This window comes from Paenibacillus ginsengihumi DSM 21568 (assembly GCF_000380965.1).
Lineage (GTDB): Bacteria > Bacillota > Bacilli > Paenibacillales > NBRC-103111 > Paenibacillus_G > Paenibacillus_G ginsengihumi.
In genome coordinates, this window is record NZ_KB905577.1 from 25,543 (window position 1) to 42,214 (window position 16,672).

The following is a 16,672-nucleotide window of genomic DNA, read 5'->3' on the forward strand; positions in this document are numbered from 1 at the left end:
TTGAGCGTATTTGATAACCGCCGTATTATCCATTGTAGCGCTGATTTGCTACATTGCCATGTTCGCAACGTACAAGGCGCAAACCAAATTTAAAAACGGCATGCTGTTTGCCGTGACTTTGCCCGAGCATGCCGCGGACCATCCGGATATACAGTCGATCCGCAGCGCCTTTAACCGCAGGATGCTGCGGACGGCCGTCGGCATGGCGGCCGCTTTCGTCCCTTTTGTGCTGCTCCGGCAGTGGTCCGCTTTTCAACTGCTATATTTGTTCCTCTGGCTGCTGCTTCTGACAGTCGTGACGGTGTTGCCGTTCCGGCGCGCCTTCCGCGATACATTGGAGTTGAAGCGCGAGAAGGAATGGTTCGTGGGAGCGAAGCGGGTCATTATCGGCGATCTGCGCGTATCCATGCTGAAGAACAAGCGCGCGGCATCGCTGTGGCTGTTTGCCGTTCCGTTTGCTGTAGCCGGAGGGCTTGCGATCTGGGCTTGGCTGAAGGATTCGCCGTTTTACGGCATCTTCGTCGGAGGGATAGCCGTTACCGCGGCGCTGCTATTGACCTCGATCCTGATGCGCAGAAGCAAAGCGATTGTATTCAGCGAAAATTCGGAGATCAACCTAGTCTTGAATCAGGCAAGGCGCAGGGCGCTTTCGTATTTGTGGCTGGCGGTCGCCATCATTGAAAATGTGCATTTCCTGCTTATTTTCCTCCATCTGTCGAGCGAGCGCTATGACTTAAACGGCATTTGGATGACCGTTATCCTTCTCTTTGCGGCTTTTCCGGCAGCGCTCGTGGTATACGTCTATCGAAGCCTTCAGGCGCGGGAAAGGGAAATCGTGGCGAACGATGGGCGAAAAATTTATACCGACGACGACGAATATTGGGCCAACGGCTTCACGTACCACAACCCTCAGGACACCAGCCTCTTCGTCCCCAAGCGGGTGGGCGTGGGGGAAACGATCAATACGGGAACGCTGGCCGGCAAGCTGCTCTTCGGAGGCAAGATCGGGCTGATGGCTGTCGTGATCATTGGCGTGTCGTTCCTGCTGATTCGCTCCGAGCTGACATCACCGAGCATGGCCATAACGTCCGACCGTCACGTTCACATCGACTACCCGATGTATTCCTTCAGCTTCCGGAGCGACGAGATTCGCGAGCTGACGCTGGCGGACACCGTCCCTGCCGGCGTCAAGACGAGCGGCGAGGCGACGGGCAAGTTCGCCCGCGGCCATTTTCGCCTGGAGGGAGAAGGCAAAGCGAGATTGTATGTGTTCAGAGACAATCCGCCCTATATCCGGCTCAAGCTGGATGACGTCGTCATCTACTATAATGATAAAGACCCGGAGAAGACCCGCCAGCTCTATGCCGAGCTTGAGGCCTTGAAGCAATAGGCTGCCGGGCCGCTTCCCGACCGGCTGTCACCGCCGGGTGCGCCAGTGAATCAAGGCAACGTCGTGGACGACGCCCTCCTTGCGCTTCACCGGAAACGCTTTGTATACGTGGGGGATGCCAAGCTCGTGCAAAATGTCGGATATGGCATCCGCCCTCTCCTTTTCCATGGATTGTCCGTCCGCATCCAGCGCCAGCGGATTGGCGTACGGCCTGCCGACCGATTGCACCAGAATGACGCGGCGCGCCGCCGCCATGTCCATCCGCTGCAGGCACCGCTTCATATCGCGAATCCGGTATACGGCGTTGGCGCTGAACAGGACGTCCGCCTGCCCGGGATGGACCGGCGCGTCCTCCCACTTGGCAAGGATCGCCTCCGGCAGCGGCATCGCCTGCGGCCAGGACGCTAACAATTGGGCGTACATCGAGCGCGACGGCTCCACGATCGTCACATGTCCGACACGCGGCGCCAGACGCTTCGTAAACGCGCCGGTGCCGGCGCCGACCTCCAGCAGCCGGTCCTTCTTATCCAGCAGCGAACAGACGTCCTCCATCAGCTCCCCTGCCAGCGCAGCCAGCGGGCTCCGTTCGTCGTAATGAGGGGCATATTCCTGCCAAAACCGTTCCTCTTCCCCATCGTCGGCTGTCCTCGGGTTCGTGCGCGAGGCGTATTCCCATGCCGCCTCCCACAGCTCGGATGGGCGCAAGCCCGGCGCTTTGATCTTGATTACGGCGCTTTTCATATCGTTATGTCCCCTTCTTGGTCTTCTAAAATCGGAACGCCTCCACCAGCGCGCGAGTATACGCTTCGCGGGGCGCTTCCCAGATTTGTTCGGGCGTCCCCTGCTCCACAATGCGCCCGCCCTGCATCACCGCAATGTCGTCGCTCACTCTCCGAATCAGATCAAGATCATGAGAAATGAACAGGTACGCGATGCCGAACTCCTGCTGCACGCGCCGCAGACATTCCACCAGCTGCGCCTGCACCGAAACGTCCAGCATCGAGGTCGGCTCATCCAACACGATGAATTTGGGCTCAAGCATCAAGATGCGCACGAGCGCCATCCGCTGCAGCTGCCCTCCGCTGACCTGGTGCGGGTAGCGGCTCAGAAGCTCGGGATGCAGCCCGACGACGTCCAGCAGCTGCCGGGCCCGGTCGGCGGCGTCCGAGCGGGACATCGACCGGTGAATCGCCGTCGGCTCAACGAGGCTGTCGAGCAGCACCGCTCTAGGGTTGAAGGAGGAATCGGGATGCTGGAACACGATCTGCATCCGCCTGCGAAGCGGCCGCATTTCCCGCAGCGATAATCCGGTGATGTCCCGGCCCTCGAAGCGGACCTGCCCCGCTTCCACCGGAAGCAGCTTCAGCATAACGCGGCCCAGCGTCGATTTCCCGCAGCCGCTCTCGCCGACCAGGCCGACGGTGCGCAGCGGATGAACCGCCAACGATACTTGCTTCAGCACCGGCTCTGCCGGGCGATTCCTTCGCGCAGCGGCATAGCGGCTCGTGACCCGGACCACTTCCGCCGTCGGGCGGTTAACACCTTCATTCATACAGCCAGCACCTCACTTCGCGGCCCGGCGCCTGTTCGCCCGCAGCCGAGACCGGGCGCTCGCGGCGGCAACGGTCCATGGCGTGGGGACAGCGCGGATGGAACGCGCAGCCTTGCGGCCGGAGGCCGGGAGCGGGGCTGAGGCCGGGAATCGGCTTCAGCTCCTTGTTCGGGGCCGCCGCCAGCAGGGCGGCCGTATACGGATGCAGCGGGCGGGCGAAGAGCTCCGCGGCCGGGCCCGCCTCGACCAGCTGCCCGGCATAAATGACGCCGACCCTGTCGCACAGCTTCGCCGCCACCTGCAGATCGTGGGTAATGACGAGCATGGCTGCGCCGCTCTCCCGCGCCGCATTCGCCAGCAGATCGACGACCTGCTTGCGCACAATCGCGTCCAGCCCTTTCGTCGGCTCGTCGGCGATCAGCAGCCGGGGCCTGCCGGCGATCCCGATGGCGGTGAGCACGCGCTGCTTCATGCCGCCACTCAGCTGCCAGGGATACTGCCGGCTCGTCCGCTCAGGCTCGGGCAGGCCGAGCCGCTCCAGCAGCTCCAGCAGCTGCGCCGCCGCTTGCTGGCGGGACAGGCGCCGATGCAGTCGAAGCGGCTCGATCACCTGGCGGCCGATCCGCAGGACGGGATTGAGCGACGTCGCCGGATTTTGCGGCACGAGTCCGATGCTTCCGCCCCGCAGGCGGCGCAGCCGCTTCTTGGGCAGCTGCATCAGATCGTCGCCGTCATACAGGATCGTCCCTTCGACGACGGCGCTGCCCGGCAGCAGCCGCAGGATGCTCATGCCAAGCACAGACTTGCCGCTGCCGCTCTCCCCGATCAATCCGAACGTCTCGCGCCCCGATACACTCAAGCTGACGCCGTCGACCACAGTCAACGGCTCGCCGCCGGCCCGCTGGCGAAACCTGATATGCAGATTGCGGATTTCCAGCAAAGGCTTTGTTCCGCTCATCGCCATTCCTCCCCGTTTCGTTCCGTTCTCGCATCCCAGCCGTCGCGCAGCGCATCGCCGAGCAGATTGATCGCGAGGGAGACCGCGGCAATGCACATTCCCGGCAGGATCATCAGATGAGGATAGCTGCGAAAATACGTCCTGGCGTCGCTCACCATCACGCCCCAATCGGGCAGCGGCGGCTGCAGCCCCAGGCCGAGGAAGCTAAGCGAGGCGATCGCCAGCATCGTCCTGCCGATCCGCACGGTGAAGAGGACGACGATCGGCCCGAGCAGATTGGGCATGAGGTGCCGGAGCATGATCCGTCCATGGCCGGAGCCCATCGCGCGCACCGCTTCAACGTAATGCTCCTCGCGCAGCTTGAGCGTCTCGCCGCGGACGATGCGGGAGAAGTCCGCCCAGGAGGTGATGACGACCGCGATAAACAAGCTGGCGGCTCCGGGCCCGAGCGTTCCCGCGATCGCCAGCATAAAGCTGAGCCCGGGCAAGCCTTGAAACAGCTGCACGAACCACTGAATCGCATCATCCGCGAAGCCGCCGAAATACCCGGAAACGATGCCGAGCGCAAGACCGATCGCCATCGTCGCAGCGGAAGCCGCCAGCGCCAGCAGCAGCGTATGCCGGCCGCCGTGCAGCAAGCGGCTGAGCACGTCCCGGCCCAGATGGTCGGTGCCGAGCGGATGGCTTAAGCTGAAAGGCGCCAGCCGGTTGCCCATATCGACCGCCTCCGGATCGCAGGGGGCAAGCAGCGGCGCGAAAGCGCTGATCGCCGCAACGACCGCCAGAAACGACAAGGCGGCTGCAGCCATGGGGGAACGGAAGGCATCAAGCAGCGATGTTCGGTTCATCGCACCGCACCCCCCAGGCGAATTTGCGGCTGCACCCATGTATACACAAGATCGACCAGCAGATTGAACAGCACATAGACAATGGAAGTAAACAGAACATAGCCTTGAATGACGGGATAATCCCGGCGGTATATCGCTTCAACCGCATAGCGCCCGATCCCCGGTATGGCGAAAATCACTTCCACGATCACCGCTCCTCCGACAATGCCCCCGAACGAGGAGCCGAGGACGGTAACGACCGGGATCAGCATATTTTTAAGCCCGTGCCCGATCAGCACGCCCAGCTCCCCCAGCCCTTTCGCTTTGGCGGTAAGCATGTAGTTTTGGCTCATCACCTCAAGCATGGCGGCGCGCGACAGCCGCATCAGCACAGCCCCGGTTCCGGAAGCGAGCACAGCCGACGGCATCAGCAGCTCCCGCCAGCCGCCGAAGCCGCTCGTCGGCAGCAGCCCCCATGTTTCGGAGAACAGCAGGATGAACAGAATGGCCAGCCAAAAGCCGGGAACCGAGACGAGCAGCAGCGCAACCGTCCTCCCCAGATGATCCTCCCACCGGTTGCGCCGCGCCGCCATCCAGATGCCGAGCGGAATGCCGGTCATGGCGGCGATCAGCACGGCGCCGATGGCAAGCGCAAGCGTATGGGGCAGCCGGCGCAGCAACTCCTTCGCGACCGGCTCCTTCGTGATATAGGAGACGCCAAGATCGCCCTGCGCGGCCTTGATGAGCCACAGTCCGTATTGAACGGCCAGCGGACGGTGCAGCCCGAGCTGCTCCCGCATCGCCTGCAGCTCCTGCTCCGTCGGCTCGCGAACGCCGCTCATGCCGAGCGCTTCCCGCGCCGGGTCGCCGGGCGCGGCCACGCCCAGCAGAAAGGCGATCAGCGTCGCCCCGACCAGCAGCGGAACAGCCGCCAGCAAGCGTCGGCATAAATAGCGGGTTAAGGAGCCCATTCCAGCTCAGACAAGCTCGTGCCGTACAGCAGCGCCTTGTAGCCTTGGATCCGCTTGTCGTAAGCGATCAGGCTGGCGTCGTTGAACAGCGGGATCGTCGGCAGCTCGGCGGCAGCGATATCCTGCAGCTCGTCATAAATGCGCCGGCGCTCCTCGACGTCCAGCAAGCCTGCCGCCTCCTTGAGCAGACTGTCAACTCGCTCGCTGCTGTAGCCGAGGCTGTAGTTTTTGTTTGCCGAGCCGCTGCTTGCCATATACTGGTTCAGAATCGTAAAAGGCTCGGCATTCGGCAAGCCCTGTGTCGCCAGCGCCAGATCGTAGTCGCCCTTCGCCTGCGCTTCCTTGAATGCCGCTCCGTCCAAAATGCGGATTTCCACGTCCAGGCCGATGTCCTTCAGCTGATGCTGAATCAGCTCCGCCTGCGCCTTGTAAGGATAACGATCGATTCCGTAGGATGGCACGATCAACCGGACAGGCTGCCGCTTGTCCCCCAGCACTTCCCCTGCAAGCCGCTTCGCTTCGGCCGGGTCGTAGCTGACTTTCAGCTCCTTATGGAAAGGAGAGGTGGCATTCAGAATATTGACCGTTGCCGTCGGATAGCCCCGGTACAGCTCACGCACGATCATCTCCCGGTCGATAGCCAGACTGACGGCCCGGCGCAGCCTGACATCGCGGAGCGGCCCCTCCTTGCCGTTTGGATGCAGGTAATGCGAGATCGTCGAAGCGGTATGCGATACGCCGAACCGCTCATCCTTCAACAGCTCCCGGGCCTGTTCCGGCGGCAGCGCCCCCAGGTCCATGACGCCGGCGATTTCCCCGGCCTTGAGCGCGGCGAGCCGCGTATCCGGGTCGGGGATGACCCGCACGCGGATTTTGCCTGTCTTCGCCTTCGGACCGTAATAATCCGGGTTCGCCTCAAGCAACGCGAAAGCATCCTTCTGATGCTCGATCAGCTTGAACGGCCCCGTTCCTTGAGGCAGCCCCTTGAAATCTCCGTTCTCGTCGAAGCTGTTCGGGCTGTAGATCGGGCTTGCGAAATTGGCCATCGCATAAGGGAGCGTCGGCTGCGGGTCCTTGAAGCTGAGCCGTAACGTCAGCTCGTCCACCTTGGCGATATTTTGCAGGCCGGGGTAGCTTGTATCGATATTCAGCGTATAAAACGGAGAGCTCTTCGGACTCACCTTCCTATACCGTGCAAAATTGGCGATGACCGCATCCGCCGTCAGCTTCTCCCCGTCGTGAAAACGGACGTTATCGCGCAGCTTGAACGTCCACTCCCGTCCGTCCTCCGACATCTCCCACGATTCGGCCAGCTTCGGCGCCGGCTCCCCGTCCTCGCCTCCGGCGATCAGCGGCTCCCATACATAAAGGATCAAGCTCGTGTAATAAGCGTCCTTCGGTCCCGGGGCCAAATCGCGCGGCGCGGCAAGCACAATTTCCTGCGGCTGCTCCGCCTGATTCGCTTCGGGCAGCGCGGCCGGGCCGGCTTCCTTGGCCGGCTGGCAGCCCGCCGCCGTAATACAGATCGCGAGCAGCATGGCGATCCAGCCTTTTTTCCATCCGTTCAACAGCATACTTATGTAGTCCTCCTGCCTATTCTTGTTCGTAATAATTACTATTATAATCACAAGCAGTTGTCAAGTCTACGAGCGATTGCCGATAAGCCATTCGTATTTTCGCGAAAACTTGCTTATCCTTCCTTTTTTAACAACATAAAAAGCGCCTCCTCTCCCCTTGAAGGGACACAGAAGACGCACGAACAGTAATCCGGATTTATACGCATAATGCGAACAAACGGCTGTATCGAACACCTCCCTATCTCCCCGTAGGCCATGGTTGTTCATGAACAGGCAGGTCTCCTGGCTCCGGAGTCGAGCAGCCGCATTCCCTTCCCAGCCTGCCGGCCAGTGGCTCTCCATGCGGTATTCTCCGTTACAGTGGCGGGACCGCGCCGGTTTTGCACCGGACTTCCCTATTAAACCTGATCGCTTCGCGATGCAGGTACCTGTTCAAACTGAATATCGTATTATCCCTGATATTAGTTCAGGCGGCTCATCATGTCAATCAAGTTTTGGAGAACATTTTTACCGACCAATGCAGCGCAAAAAGAAAAGCAGGATAACCCTGCATCCGAGGAATTATCCCGCTTTGCGAGCATACCTTAGGTTTTATCCCCGCTTGGTGAAAATTTGGAACACGGCGCCGAACTTGTCCGTTACTACGCCGTAGCCGGGGCTGAAGTAAACCTCCTGCAGCGGCATGTTGACTTGACCGCCTTCCTTCAAAGCATCGAACAGCCGTTTCGCCTGCTCGACGTTCTCTACCGAAATGCAGATGCTGATCAGATTGCCCTGCTGAAGAGGCTGGCCAGGTTCGCTATCGGCTACGAACAGTTCGGCATCGCCTATTTTCAATACGGAATGGGCGATCCGATCCCTGGCTTCATCCGGGAACGAAAATGCGTGATCTTCCGGCGCCTCGCCGAACGTCTGCTTGAAGACGACGACTGCACTTAGTGCATGCTCGTAGAAAGCAATCGCTTCGGCGGCGGTTCCATCCAGCAAGATAAAAGGGGTAAGCTGCAAACTCATCGTTACCATCTCCTATGGTTTCATTTCCTCGGGTTTATTATCCTCAGGTCCAGTTTCATTATATCGGCTAATAGCGACAGCTATTGTCATAGATGAATTTTCCAGCAGCAAAAAAATCCCCTCATTCAAGAGGAGATTTGTGGTCGGGGCGCTTTAGCGGTCTGTCAATCGCGCGGCGGCCTGTTATAGCCTTTATCGCCGTAAGGCTGCAGCCTGGCAAGCCACGACTTCAACATCTGCTTCAGCTCCCATCGCATATCGGCGACCTTATCTGCTTCCTTCTGCTCCAATACTTCGTAGTCGAATGCCCCCGGCCCCAGCTCGTTCCAGTCTTTCTGCAGCTCGCTGTTGACAAACCTGCCCATCTCCAGCTGAGTGCGAATCGTAAACCATTTGTTTTTCAGGTTCGGATAGCTGTCAATGTAGATTTTGCCGTTCGTCTTATTCTTTACCTGAATGACGCCCATATATGTCTTGATCTGCTTGTACTGCTCCAGCAGCTCCTTGCGCTTGGCCTTGTCCATTGTATCTTTTCACTCCTGTTATCCCCGTGCCAGGTGTCAGTGGCTTGAGCGGGTTCATCCTTGGCAGAGCGAACAAACAGTCGGGCATAATCGTGCTTTACCGCCTGCCAGGGTAGCCGGATCGAATTAATATCCCATATCCTTTAAAATGCGCGCCAGCGTGCGCAACCTCTCTCCGATCAGCTCGTCATTATCGCTCAGCGACTGGCTGAACAGCTTGATGTCCTCGTTGATTTTGTCGTTGTCCGTGCAAACGGCGACGGTCATCGCGTCCCCCTGCAGGCCGACCCGGTCGATCACCGGCGACTTTGGATCATACAGATGTTCGTACCGGTACGCTTCGCGAAAATGGGCCATCGCCCGGCAGATGAGAATAGACAGATCCAGTACGCGGTGCAGTGGCAGCTCCTCCGATTGCCGGGACCACTTCTCTCCTGTATACCGCCATACTTTAGCCGAAATATCGACCTTGCCCCGGTCGTTCCACTGGGCCAGCCCCAAGGACAGCCCCTTCGCATCCGTATTTCCTGCGTAACGGCCGTCGACCTGCTCGTAATTTTCCGATATGATAACGGGTTTATGCTTTAATGTTGTAGGAATTTTCATCGTCGATATCTCCGTTCTCCATTTACTAAATTACTAATTTACTAAATGATTATATCTTACTTTTTTGCATTCGTCAACCGCTGTTCCCCTTAGGTGCTATTGCCTCCGCGACCGACGCCGTCATGCAGCGGACCACCGCGTGCCGGGAGCAGTATGGGGAACCGGAACTCTCTCACTCTCATAGCGAATCGCAGTTTTTTTCGATGCCTGAATTCAGCTCCGCGAAGTCGCCCTGTTTTCTGCCAGATTTCGCTTTCCTTTGCTTGATTTCACTTGCTTTCGCTCGGGCACGGCTTATCGGATTCCACGGCTCGATTGGTGCAGACGAAATCTGCGCTGTGTCGCAGCTCATTGTTGTATTTAGTACAACAAAACGGGGCCTGGGGCCAATGTCATTAAGTTAAGCTCAAAGCCATATTCGAACATACTAGGGTATAAGATTAGATATTTGCAAAAGTTACTATGGAGAGGTTGATGAATTTGGATAAACACAAGAACCAATTGATCCATCAAAAGTTGGAATATGGGAAAGTGGAAATGGGAGAACTAGCTTTTTAGGAAGTTGAGTTCATCACCACAGCTATGAGAAAGATATATTGATTTTGGATAGAAAGTAATTGCCAATAAAAAAGACCGCTCTGTGAACGGCCGCATGTATTAATGGGTTTCTTTGCGCAATTGATTAATCTTATCTAGTGAAAATCCGGTCACTCTGGAAATCAGATCCGGGTCCAACTGCTCAGCAATCATCTGCTTCACTACTTGTTCTTTGCCTTTTTGTTCTCCTTTACGCTCAATATCATCCAATATCTTTTCCAGGCCCATAAACGCTGCATCTCCTTTCACGCTTTGGATAAACTGCTGCAAGCTCGGTTCATTTTCCGGCAACTTCTGCAACAGGATATTTGCCATCCACGCCACAAATTTCTGCTGATTGTCCTCCGGCATTTGCTGAATCGTATTCATCAACTTGCCAAGCCGGTTCAGCAAATGCTCCTGATCTTCCGTCTGGTCAAGAAGAAAGACAGAGCCAATGGTATTCGATAATGACAATAATTCTTCTTCTGTATATCGTGCTACATCTATGAGCAAATATTCAAAGTTCAACAATTCCGAATCGAACATCTCTTCGTTGGATAACAGCTTGCGAAACTGTCGCTCAGCCGTCCATTTCTCCTTCCCATTATACAGCACAATCGGAATAATAGGAGGTAATTGAAAGGATTTCCGGTTGGATAATGCCTCTTCCTCATTCTGTAACCAATACCGCCAAATCTCCACTTGGTAAAGCAACAGCCGATATGGCATTCGAAAATCAACACTGGATTGCATCTCCAGAAGTAAGTAAAAGACAACATCCTGCCCGTTCAATTTCACCCGATAAACCAAGTCTGCTTCCTGACGCTTGAAGTCCTGAAGGACAAAAGAATGCGGAATTTCCTGCACATGCTCTTCATCTACCGCTTGCACCCACCCCTTATCGATAAAGGAACGGAGCAATTCCACAAATAATTTTTTACTGGAAAGCAGGAAACGATACGACGTGTCATGACGCTGATGTACCGTTTCGGAATTCGTACTTGAGTCCACTGGCGGCAACTCCTGTCGTACCTGTCTTAATTATACTTGGTTTCCACGGCTGGAACAATGAATGAAACCCTTGTGTCAATTCTCCTCTCCCCTCCCCCAGCCAAAAGAAAAAAACGCGGTTTCCCGCGGATTTTCGATACGATAGAGATAGCGCCGCAATGCCAACGCTCCGGCTAGACGGAGCTGCGCTGCCGGTCCGCGCGGCCCGCGGCGAATACGTTCTCCGGCTGCGGCAGCCCGTAATGCTCCCGCAGCGTCGTGCCGGAATACTCCGTCCGGAACAAGCCTCTGCGCTTTAGCTCGGGCACGACGAGCTCCAGGAAGTCGTCGAGGCCGCCGGCCGTAAGCTGCGGCATAATGTTGAAGCCGTCGGCTGCGCCGCTTCGGAACCAATGCTCCATCATGTCGGCGATGTGCTCCGGCGTTCCCGTAACCGTCCGATGCCCCCGGCCCCCGGCCAGCCTGTGGAGCAGCTGCCTTACCGTAAGCCGCTCCCTCCGGGCAAGCTCCACGATCAGCTCGGTGCGGCTTCGATGCCCCCTGACCTCGCCGACCGGCAGCGGAGGCAGCGGTTCGTCCAGCTTGCAGCCGGTCAGGTCGAAGCCGACGCGCTGGGACAGCATGATCAGGCTGTATTCCGGATTGAGCAACTCGGCCAGCTCTTCTTCCTTCTGTCTGGCCTCTTCCTCCGTACGGCCGATAATCGGGCAGAGTCCCGGCAAGATGAGAATATGCTCCGGACGGCGGCCCCTTGCCGCAGCTCTTCTCTTCAGGTCGGCGTAAAAGGAGCGCGCTTCCTCGAACGTCTGTTGGGCGGTGAAGATAGCTTCCGCGAATTCGGCGGCAAACTCCTTCCCGTTCTCCGAGGAGCCCGCCTGTACGAGCAGAGGCCGGCCTTGCGGGGAACGCGATACGTTGAGCGGCCCTTTGATGGCAAAATGCGGCCCCCGGTGATTGCATTCGTGAACCTTGTCGCTGTCTGCGTAAATGCCCTTCCCTTTATCGCGGACGAGCGCCCCGTCCTCCCAGCTGTCCCAAAGCTTGATCGCCGCATCCACAAATTCGCGGGCCCGTTCGTACCTTGCCGCATGCTCGGGAATATGCTCCAGGTTAAAGTTCCTCGCTTCCGCGTCCGTCCCCGACGTAATGATATTCCAGCCGGCGCGCCCTCCGCTCAGATGATCCAGAGAAGCGAAGCGTCTGGCCAGATTGAACGGCTCGTTAAAGCTCGTCGAGACCGTCCCGATCAGCCCGATCCGCTTCGTGACGACAGCGAGCGCCGTCAGCAGCGTCAGCGGCTCGTAGCCGCCGCTTGCGCCGTAACGAACGGCGTCGCGCGAGGTGGAGAGCCTGTCGGCAAAAAACAGCGAATCCAGCTTGGCGGCCTCCGCTTTGTGCGCCAGCCGCCGGAAGAACGAAAAATCCAGCAGCCCGTTCACGTCCGTATCCGGATGGCGCCAGGCGGCTTCATGGTGGCCGAACGGCTGGACGAATAAATTCAAATGCATCTGGCGAAGAGCGTTCATGATCATTTTCCCTCCTGACTCCGCGTTATCCGCTGTATGTGTCGCGCCATTTCAACAGCGTTTTTTCCAAATAGCGAACGAAAGAGTCGGCCGCCTTCCCTACGATGGCGAAAATGATAATGCCGACAAAGACGATCGACGTCTGCGTAAATTGTCTGGCATCCATGATGAGGTAGCCGATGCCTTCGCTGGAGCCCATCAGCTCGGCGACGACAAGCCCGAGCCAGGCGACGCCGAGCGAAAGCCGAAGTCCAAGCAGCACATTGGGCAGTGCGGCCGGAATGACCAGCAGCGTAATCTGCTTCCAGCGGCTGAGCTCCAGAATGCGGGCGACGTCGAACAGCTTCGAGTCGGCATTGCGTATGCCGAGAAACGTATTGACATATAGCGGAAAAAACGCCCCTTTGGCAATAAGCAAAAATTTCGACAGCTCCCCGAAGCCGAACCATAATATGAACAGCGGCGTAATCGCCAGATGCGGCACCATGCGGAACATTTGGACCGTCGGATCGACCGATTGCTCGAAGCTTCGGAACAAGCCCGACAAGACTCCGAACACTAGCCCCAATCCCCCGCCCAGCGCAAAGCCGACGACGGCCCGATAGACGCTGATATGCATATGTTCGAACAGCTCGCCGGAAACCGCCAGCTCCCATGCGGCGGAGGCGATGGCGCTGGGGGCGGGCAGCAGCGTCGGGGAGATCAGCCCCAGCATGGCGGCCAGCTGCCACGCCGCAAGCACCGTAACCGGAAGCGCCGCCCCCCTCCACAGGACCGCCCAGCGTTCCTTCCGGGGCTGCTTCGCTGTCGCTTGAGCTGCCGCCCGGCTCTCTTCTCCCGGCGCGGGAGAGAGCAGCGGCTTAGTTGTGCTAACGCTCATTGCGCGTCACCTCTTTCTTCTCCAATGATTCAGATGCCGGAGCTGTCCATCAGCTCCAGCTCTTCGACCCGCTCGAATTCCGACAAAACAATCCTGCGCAGCTCCTGGAACGAGCTGCTCGATTTTTTGCGCGGATACGGCAGATCGACCGGCACCATGTTGCGAATCGTGCCCGGCCTGGCGTCCATAATGACGACCCGGTTAGCCAGGAACACGGCCTCGTCGATATCGTGCGTAACGAGGATCATCGTCGTCTGATTTTGCTGCCAAATGTCAAGCAACACCTCCTGCATATGGCTGCGGGTGAAAGCGTCGAGCGCGCCGAACGGCTCGTCGAGCAGCATCACCTTCGGCTTGCGCAGCAGCGCGCGGGCGATCGCCACCCGCTGCGACATGCCGCCTGACAGCTCCCGCGGATACGCCTTCTCGAAGCCCTTCAGCCGGACGATGGCGATCATCTCGTCCACCTTGCGGCGAACGTCCGGGTCCCGCAAGGGCCAATCGACGGCGATGTTCCTCTCCACGGTAAGCCACGGAAACAGCCGATGCTCCTGGAAGACGAAGCCTTTGTCGATGCTCGGCTTCGTGACCTGTTCGTTATCCAGCAGCACCTGGCCGTCATGGTCCGTGTCCAGCCCGGCGATAATTTTGAGCAAGGTGCTCTTGCCGCAGCCGCTCGGCCCGATGATCGTCACGAACTCGCCGCGCCGCACATTCAGCTTAATGCTGCGCAGCGCCTGCATCCTGCCCTGCGGCGTGTCGAACGTTTTGTTCAGATGATCGATCTGCAAAATGGCGTTCATGGTACTTCATCTCCTTTCATGGACTGTAAAAGAAAAGAGACTTTTCGTCGCCGACGCGTAAGGTCGGTCAAGAAAAGTCTCCGGTTATCCGGTGGACAAATGCCACTTATAATTCCTATTGGTTTTATCGGATATATTGCTGAAAGTATATGTCAACTCCGGTGATGGTGTCAACCGGTTTTTCCGTTTTGCCCAAAATGATTTTAAGTGCCGTAAGCCTCGCAGCCGGCTGCTCGGCCCAGGCCATGCATCGCAACAGCGAAGACGGGTCTGCCGCTCTTTCGCAGCAAACCCGCCGTCCTGCTCACGCCGTCTATTCTCTCCCGTACAGCTGGCCGCAGGCCGCCTGGATGTCCGACCCGAACTGGGTGCGGACGGTGACGCGGATTCCTCGGCGGTCAAATTCCGCTTCAGGCCAATCGTGCCCGTCGCGCAGAAGCGGCACCCGAAGCCGCAGCCGCACTGGGTGGAGACGCAGTACGACGCCCACCCGCCGCGGTAGCTCAAGCGAACGGCTTCCACGCGCTCGCCGTCCGCAGCGGCAAACAGCACCTTGCTGACCTGCCGCGACGCTTTTTCCAATACCGGCGTTACGCTGCAGACGCGGCGGCCAAGCGTCTCGATCAAGGCTTCGCGCACGGCCATGGGCAGCATCGTCATGCGCTCGAACTCGGAGATGCGATGCTTGAAGATCGCCTCCGCGATTTGTCGGTAACGGTATGCAGGCTGATTCATGTCCGCCAGCAGGCGGCGGATCGTTATATATTTCGATGTTGGTTTCATGGATTCTCCTTTAAGCCGGAGAACCGCGCTGCAAGCGCCGGCGCCCGAAGCGCGTGCATTCACCAACTATGTCCGATAGCACGTAAGTCGCTTGCCGGGCGAATCCTCCGCTGATGCCCGGATTCGCCCGGATCGCTACGTGCATCGATCGATAGATGGGTAAAGCTCCGGCAGTCTTTTCGTATGGGATTGAACCGTATCTGTGACGATGGACCGGTTCACTTGATCATCTACAGCAATCGCATTCGTGTCTAGCAGCATCGTTTTTCATCCTCCTGGAATGGTATGATTTAAGCTTGAACCGCCGTATGCGGCGATTCCGAACAAGCGTCAAAGCTGAACGGCCCTAGGCCGCGATCTTCCTGCAAAATTCGCGGTCATGCTCCGCATTAGGCATCGCCTGCGCTTGCTCCGGCAGCAGCTCCTCGATCTGCATGCGGGATATGACATCAATGAAATGAAGCGGTTCGACCCGTCGTCCCATCGCCGTGTTCCAGGCCCGCAGGCAATTGAACCGCGCCCTAATGCATAGGCGTACAGCAAGCTGGCCCCTTGAACCATGAATGAGCGACAAGGCAGATCCTCCTTCCGGGTACATTTACCATACCCGCTTCACTTCTTGCAATCCCATCTTTAAAGGTCGCGTCGAAAACGCGGCAAAACCGCCTGCCGTCATCTTCGCGCAAAGCGTTCCATTCGCAGATCAGCGCTTGGGAACCCGGCTTGCCGATCTTGAGCACCGCGCTGCCAAAACACGCAGACTCGCACGTCAGCACCAGGTTCGCCGAGAAGGAAGGAATGAGCCGACAGGAGGCCAGATGCCAGCGATCGGCATAATGGGCGATATTTTTCTCAGCCCCGGATCAGCTTCATGCGCAACTTGCTCGAAACAATCTCGATGAGCAGAATAAGGATCACCATGCCGATCAGAATAGCTCCGACCTGCTCCCATTTGTAGCTTCGCATGGCGAAAATCAGCGGCGCTCCGATCCCCCCGGCCGCTACCAGACCGAGAATCGAAGCCTCGCGCATGTTCATGTCGAAACGATAAATGATGATCGACAAAAACACGGCCGACAGCTGGGGAACGATGCCGTAGCGGATGTTCTCCAGCGTGCTGCAGCCGATGGACGTCATCGACTCCAGCACGCGGGTGTCCAGCTCCTCGATCGCATCGACGTACAGCTTCGCCAGCATCCCGATCGACGTCAGGCCGATCGTCAGCACGCCGGCGAACGGCCCCGGCCCCGTGACGCGGATCAGCATCAGACCGTACACGAGGGCAGGCACGGTGCGGATGACGATCAACGCGAGCCGGGTCAGCCAGGCCACAGGCTTCGGCACGATGTTCGATGCCGCCAGGAAGGCTAGCGGCACGGCCAATACAGCCCCGACGAGCGTGCCCAGAAAGGCGATGGCCAGCGTCTCCAGCAGCAAATACCCGACGCTTTGCTCGGAGAAGCCCAGCAGCAGCCCGGTATCCGGACGAATAATGCCCTGGAAGATCGTCCACGCAATCGTCAGTCCGCTGGGGTCGATGTCCTTCAAGTCGAAGGCGGTGAACGACCATATCGCAAGAAGAAGAACGATCGCCGCAACCGTCAGGATGTAGCGATGGCGGCGAGGCGCAGCGAGAAGCTGCTTTTCGAGCGGTGTCATAGGTCGCGCTTC

Annotated in this window: 17 protein-coding genes and 1 riboswitch; of the genes, 1 reads left to right on the top strand and 16 read right to left on the bottom strand. The window is 58.3% G+C overall.

Features of this window, described 5'->3' with window-relative positions:
* Positions 1–10: 10 nt before the first annotated feature.
* Positions 11–1,390, top strand: a complete 1,380-nt coding sequence (locus F591_RS0115425) for a DUF5808 domain-containing protein (protein WP_019535520.1) — start codon at positions 11–13, stop codon at positions 1,388–1,390.
* Positions 1,391–1,417: 27 nt separating this feature from the next.
* On the opposite strand, the gene F591_RS0115430 is transcribed toward F591_RS0115425, so the two are convergent.
* From F591_RS0115430 to phnE, 16 genes are all read right to left on the bottom strand, one after another.
* Entirely contained in the window at positions 1,418–2,131 is a 714-nt protein-coding gene (locus F591_RS0115430) for a class I SAM-dependent methyltransferase (protein ID WP_019535521.1), read from the bottom strand.
* A gap of 25 nt (positions 2,132–2,156) precedes the next feature.
* A complete protein-coding gene (locus tag F591_RS0115435; RefSeq protein ID WP_019535522.1) occupies positions 2,157–2,942 on the bottom strand; it encodes an ABC transporter ATP-binding protein in 786 nt (261 codons plus the stop codon).
* Positions 2,935–3,900, bottom strand: a complete 966-nt coding sequence (locus F591_RS0115440; protein WP_019535523.1) for an ABC transporter ATP-binding protein — start codon at positions 3,898–3,900, stop codon at positions 2,935–2,937. The genes F591_RS0115435 and F591_RS0115440 overlap by 8 nt, the downstream gene beginning before the upstream one ends.
* Entirely contained in the window at positions 3,897–4,748 is an 852-nt protein-coding gene (locus tag F591_RS0115445; protein WP_019535524.1) for an ABC transporter permease, read from the bottom strand. Before F591_RS0115445 ends, F591_RS0115440 begins: the two co-directional genes overlap by 4 nt.
* Positions 4,745–5,698, bottom strand: coding sequence for an ABC transporter permease (locus F591_RS0115450; protein WP_019535525.1), 954 nt, complete (start codon positions 5,696–5,698; stop codon positions 4,745–4,747). Before F591_RS0115450 ends, F591_RS0115445 begins: the two co-directional genes overlap by 4 nt.
* The gene (locus tag F591_RS0115455) at positions 5,686–7,272 is read right to left on the bottom strand and encodes an ABC transporter substrate-binding protein (protein WP_019535526.1); all 1,587 of its coding nucleotides are present in this window, start codon (positions 7,270–7,272) and stop codon (positions 5,686–5,688) included. Before F591_RS0115455 ends, F591_RS0115450 begins: the two co-directional genes overlap by 13 nt.
* Before the next feature lie 258 nt (positions 7,273–7,530).
* A riboswitch (cobalamin riboswitch) is annotated at positions 7,531–7,722 on the bottom strand.
* A gap of 144 nt (positions 7,723–7,866) precedes the next feature.
* A complete protein-coding gene (locus F591_RS0115460; protein ID WP_019535528.1) occupies positions 7,867–8,289 on the bottom strand; it encodes a VOC family protein in 423 nt (140 codons plus the stop codon).
* A gap of 164 nt (positions 8,290–8,453) precedes the next feature.
* Positions 8,454–8,813: a GIY-YIG nuclease family protein gene (locus F591_RS0115465; protein WP_019535529.1), complete on the bottom strand. Its 360-nt coding sequence runs from the start codon at positions 8,811–8,813 to the stop codon at positions 8,454–8,456.
* A 126-nt stretch (positions 8,814–8,939) separates the two neighbouring features.
* Positions 8,940–9,419 (bottom strand): DUF6530 family protein, encoded by a 480-nt coding sequence (locus F591_RS0115470; RefSeq protein ID WP_019535530.1) that lies wholly within the window; start codon positions 9,417–9,419, stop codon positions 8,940–8,942.
* A gap of 657 nt (positions 9,420–10,076) precedes the next feature.
* Complete coding sequence (locus tag F591_RS0115475; RefSeq protein WP_019535531.1) at positions 10,077–11,009, bottom strand: Rpn family recombination-promoting nuclease/putative transposase; 933 nt, start codon at positions 11,007–11,009, stop codon at positions 10,077–10,079.
* Positions 11,010–11,182: 173 nt separating this feature from the next.
* Complete coding sequence (locus F591_RS0115480) at positions 11,183–12,541, bottom strand: LLM class flavin-dependent oxidoreductase (protein ID WP_019535532.1); 1,359 nt, start codon at positions 12,539–12,541, stop codon at positions 11,183–11,185.
* A gap of 19 nt (positions 12,542–12,560) precedes the next feature.
* On the bottom strand, positions 12,561–13,415 hold the full coding sequence (locus F591_RS0115485; RefSeq protein ID WP_019535533.1) for an ABC transporter permease: 855 nt from the start codon (positions 13,413–13,415) through the stop codon (positions 12,561–12,563).
* Positions 13,416–13,444: 29 nt separating this feature from the next.
* On the bottom strand, positions 13,445–14,218 hold the full coding sequence (locus F591_RS0115490; protein WP_019535534.1) for an ABC transporter ATP-binding protein: 774 nt from the start codon (positions 14,216–14,218) through the stop codon (positions 13,445–13,447).
* Positions 14,219–14,302: 84 nt separating this feature from the next.
* A complete protein-coding gene (locus tag F591_RS32890) occupies positions 14,303–15,001 on the bottom strand; it encodes a radical SAM family protein (protein ID WP_019535535.1) in 699 nt (232 codons plus the stop codon).
* 346 nt (positions 15,002–15,347) lie between these two features.
* Positions 15,348–15,485 carry a hypothetical protein gene (locus tag F591_RS31510; protein WP_019535536.1) on the bottom strand — a complete coding sequence of 46 codons (138 nt, stop codon included), beginning with the start codon at positions 15,483–15,485 and terminating at the stop codon, positions 15,348–15,350.
* Positions 15,486–15,853: 368 nt separating this feature from the next.
* Complete coding sequence (phnE, locus tag F591_RS0115505; protein ID WP_019535537.1) at positions 15,854–16,660, bottom strand: phosphonate ABC transporter, permease protein PhnE; 807 nt, start codon at positions 16,658–16,660, stop codon at positions 15,854–15,856.
* Positions 16,661–16,672: the final 12 nt, after the last annotated feature.

Excerpts from the sequence above, each read along its gene's own strand:
- F591_RS0115430 (WP_019535521.1), bottom strand. The coding sequence starts at position 2,131 with ATGAAAAGCGCCGTAATCAAGATCAAAGCGCCGGGCTTGCGCCCATCC.
- F591_RS0115435 (WP_019535522.1), bottom strand. The coding sequence starts at position 2,942 with ATGAATGAAGGTGTTAACCGCCCGACGGCGGAAGTGGTCCGGGTCACG.
- F591_RS0115440 (WP_019535523.1), bottom strand. The coding sequence starts at position 3,900 with ATGAGCGGAACAAAGCCTTTGCTGGAAATCCGCAATCTGCATATCAGG.
- F591_RS0115445 (WP_019535524.1), bottom strand. The coding sequence starts at position 4,748 with ATGAACCGAACATCGCTGCTTGATGCCTTCCGTTCCCCCATGGCTGCA.
- F591_RS0115450 (WP_019535525.1), bottom strand. The coding sequence starts at position 5,698 with ATGGGCTCCTTAACCCGCTATTTATGCCGACGCTTGCTGGCGGCTGTT.
- F591_RS0115455 (WP_019535526.1), bottom strand. The coding sequence starts at position 7,272 with ATGCTGTTGAACGGATGGAAAAAAGGCTGGATCGCCATGCTGCTCGCG.
- F591_RS0115460 (WP_019535528.1), bottom strand. The coding sequence starts at position 8,289 with ATGAGTTTGCAGCTTACCCCTTTTATCTTGCTGGATGGAACCGCCGCC.
- F591_RS0115465 (WP_019535529.1), bottom strand. The coding sequence starts at position 8,813 with ATGGACAAGGCCAAGCGCAAGGAGCTGCTGGAGCAGTACAAGCAGATC.
- F591_RS0115470 (WP_019535530.1), bottom strand. The coding sequence starts at position 9,419 with ATGAAAATTCCTACAACATTAAAGCATAAACCCGTTATCATATCGGAA.
- F591_RS0115480 (WP_019535532.1), bottom strand. The coding sequence starts at position 12,541 with ATGATCATGAACGCTCTTCGCCAGATGCATTTGAATTTATTCGTCCAG.
- F591_RS0115485 (WP_019535533.1), bottom strand. The coding sequence starts at position 13,415 with ATGAGCGTTAGCACAACTAAGCCGCTGCTCTCTCCCGCGCCGGGAGAA.
- F591_RS0115490 (WP_019535534.1), bottom strand. The coding sequence starts at position 14,218 with ATGAACGCCATTTTGCAGATCGATCATCTGAACAAAACGTTCGACACG.
- F591_RS32890 (WP_019535535.1), bottom strand. The coding sequence starts at position 15,001 with ATGAAACCAACATCGAAATATATAACGATCCGCCGCCTGCTGGCGGAC.
- F591_RS31510 (WP_019535536.1), bottom strand. The coding sequence starts at position 15,485 with ATGGGACGACGGGTCGAACCGCTTCATTTCATTGATGTCATATCCCGC.
- phnE (WP_019535537.1), bottom strand. The coding sequence starts at position 16,660 with ATGACACCGCTCGAAAAGCAGCTTCTCGCTGCGCCTCGCCGCCATCGC.